This window comes from Chryseobacterium sp. NFX27 (assembly GCF_049887855.1).
In the GTDB taxonomy this organism is placed as follows: Bacteria; Bacteroidota; Bacteroidia; order Flavobacteriales; family Weeksellaceae; genus Chryseobacterium.
Genome location: NZ_JAGEKK010000037.1, coordinates 1 through 3,319 on the forward strand (window position 1 = coordinate 1; position 3,319 = coordinate 3,319).

The 3,319-nt window shown below is 48.0% G+C and carries 1 tRNA gene and 2 rRNA genes; all 3 read right to left on the bottom strand.

Annotated features, from left to right (window positions below):
- Positions 1 to 42 precede the first annotated feature (42 nt).
- Positions 43 to 150 (bottom strand): 5S ribosomal RNA (gene rrf / locus J4Q03_RS21265).
- Positions 151 to 322: 172 nt separating this feature from the next.
- Positions 323 to 3,080: ribosomal RNA gene (locus tag J4Q03_RS21270) — 23S ribosomal RNA — on the bottom strand.
- Positions 3,081 to 3,237: 157 nt separating this feature from the next.
- Positions 3,238 to 3,311, bottom strand: a tRNA-Ala gene (locus tag J4Q03_RS21275).
- Positions 3,312 to 3,319: the final 8 nt, after the last annotated feature.

The window sequence follows — 3,319 nt, forward strand, 5'->3', positions numbered from 1 at the left end:
AAAAAAAGTCTCATACAAATACTGTATGAGACTTTTAATAAAAACTGGCGGCGGCCTACTCTCCCGCTTTCGCAGTACCATCGGCGCTGGTGGGCTTAACTTCTGTGTTCGGAATGGGAACAGGTGAGCCCCACCGCTAAAACCACCCTAAAGGCTTTATATAAGAGGTTAGACTTTAGTACTTAGAGCTTAGTGATATACTAACTTCTAATATCTAGTGTCTAACTTCTGATTTTAATCGATAAAAACGTTCACAAAGACAAAACCTTGACTGCGCATAAAAGGCTTGTATAATTTAAATTATATTGATATAGCAACCATAGGCTATAAATCTACGGGTAATTAGTACTACTCGGCTATGACATTACTGCCTTTACACCTGTAGCCTATCAACGTCGTCATCTCCAACGACCCTTAAAAGATGTCTCATCTTGAGGCGAGTTTCACACTTATATGCTTTCAGTGTTTATCTCTTCCAAACGTAGCTACTCAGCGGTGCACCTGGCGGTACAACTGATACACCAGAGGTTTGTTCAATTCGGTCCTCTCGTACTAGAATCAAGCCCTCTCAAACATCTAACGCCCGCAATAGATAGAGACCGAACTGTCTCACGACGTTCTGAACCCAGCTCGCGTGCCACTTTAATGGGCGAACAGCCCAACCCTTGGGACCTTCTCCAGCCCCAGGATGTGACGAGCCGACATCGAGGTGCCGAACCTCCCCGTCGATGTGAGCTCTTGGGGGAGACTAGCCTGTTATCCCCGGAGTACCTTTTATCCTATGAGCGATGGCCCTTCCATACGGAACCACCGGATCACTATGTCCTGCTTTCGCACCTGATCGACTTGTTGGTCTCACAGTCAAGCACCCTTATGCCATTACACTCTACGCACGGTTACCAAGCGTGCTGAGGGTACCTTTGAAAGCCTCCGTTACTCTTTTGGAGGCGACCACCCCAGTCAAACTACCCACCACGCAATGTCCTTCTAAAAGAAGTTAGGCTCCAAGTAAGTAAAGGGTGGTATTTCAACGTTGGCTCCACGAACACTAGCGTGCCCGCTTCAAAGCCTCCCACCTATCCTACACATTACTTACTCAAAGTCAATACGAAGTTATAGTAAAGGTTCACAGGGTCTTTTCGTCCCATTGCGGGTAATCGGCATCTTCACCGATACTACAATTTCACCGAGCTCGTGGCTGAGACAGTGCCCAGATCGTTACACCATTCGTGCAGGTCGGAACTTACCCGACAAGGAATTTCGCTACCTTAGGACCGTTATAGTTACGGCCGCCGTTTACTGGGGCTTCAGTCAAACGCTTCGCTTACGCTAACGCCCTTCCTTAACCTTCCAGCACCGGGCAGGTGTCAGACCCTATACAGCATCTTTCGATTTAGCAGAGTCCTGTGTTTTTGATAAACAGTCGCCTGGGCCTCTTCACTGCGGCCACCATTGCTGATGGCGTCTCTTCTTCCGAAGTTACGAGACTATTTTGCCTAGTTCCTTAGCCACGACTCACTCGAGCACCTTAGGATTCTCTCCTCGACTACCTGTGTCGGTTTTGGTACGGGTTGCTTCACTTCGGCTTTTCTTGGAAGCACTTTCCCTGCAGCAGCTTCGCCCGAAGGCTAGGCCTTGACTATTCCGTCAGTCTCCAGCAGGTACGGCACTCCGTCCCCTTTTTAGTGTGAGCAAGTATGGGAATATTAACCCATTGTCCATCCACTACCCCTTTCGGGTTCGCGTTAGGTCCCGACTAACCCTCAGCTGATTAGCATGGCTGAGGAAACCTTAGTCTTTCGGTGAGGGGGTTTCTCGCCCCCTTTATCGTTACTTATGCCTACATTTTCTTTTCTGTCCGCTCCACAATACCTCACGATACTGCTTCGGCGCAAACAGAATGCTCTCCTACCAGATATACCCCTAAGGTATAAATCCATAGCTTCGGTAATATGTTTATGCCCGATTATTATCCATGCCGGACCGCTCGACTAGTGAGCTGTTACGCACTCTTTAAATGAATGGCTGCTTCCAAGCCAACATCCTAGCTGTCAATGCAGTCCAACCGCGTTGTTTCAACTTAACATATATTTGGGGACCTTAGCTGTTGGTCTGGGTTCTTTCCCTCTCGGACATGGACCTTAGCACCCATGCCCTCACTGCCGCAGAACATTTATTAGCATTCGGAGTTTGTCAGGAATTGGTAGGCGATGAAACCCCCGCATCCAATCAGTAGCTCTACCTCTAATAAACTCATTTGCGACGCTGCACCTAAATGCATTTCGGAGAGTACGAGCTATCTCCCAGTTTGATTGGCCTTTCACCCCTACCCACAGGTCATCCGAAGACTTTTCAACGTCAACCGGTTCGGTCCTCCACTCTGTGTTACCAGAGCTTCAACCTGCCCATGGGTAGATCACAAGGTTTCGCGTCTAATCCTACTAACTAAGCGCCCTATTCAGACTCGCTTTCGCTCCGGCTCCGGACCTGAAGTCCTTAACCTCGCTAGTAAAATTAACTCGTAGGCTCATTATGCAAAAGGCACGCCGTCACCCAACTTGTGGGCTCCGACCGCTTGTAGGCGTACGGTTTCAGGTTCTATTTCACCCTTCTATTCGAAGTGCTTTTCACCTTTCCTTCACAGTACTTGTTCACTATCGGTCTTTCAGGAGTATTTAGCCTTGGAGGATGGTCCCCCCATATTCAGACAGGATTTCACGTGTCCCGCCCTACTCATTTATCATCTATGTATGCCTTTCAAATACGGGGCTATCACCCTCTACGGCTGTTCTTTCCAGAACATTCTTTTAAACATATAAAGACTTTTGGGCTAATCCGCTTTCGCTCGCCGCTACTTACGGAATCTCTTCGATTTCTTTTCCTCAGGGTACTTAGATGTTTCAGTTCTCCTGGTTTGCTCTCCTTGCGGAGTGACATGTCTTCAACATGCCGGGTTGCCCCATTCGGACATCTGCGGATCAATTCGTGTGTGCCGATCCCCGCAGCTTTTCGCAGCTTACCGCGTCCTTCTTCGCCTCTGAAAGCCTAGGCATCCGCCATACGCCCTTAACGATTTCTTTCCTATTTTTGGTTACTCAAGCGCTATTATGCGCTCGGTTTTCTCTTTGTGATGTCTTTACCGTTAATGTCAATGATCTTAATGTCTTCTTGTCAACTTAATGAACAGATGTTGTTTTTGGCTCCATCCGTAACTTTTAAATTAAGTCTTCAAAACTGTGGAGAATAAGGGAGTCGAACCCTTGACCTCCTGCGTGCAAGGCAGGCGCTCTAGCCAGCTGAGCTAATTCCCCCTCTAGTT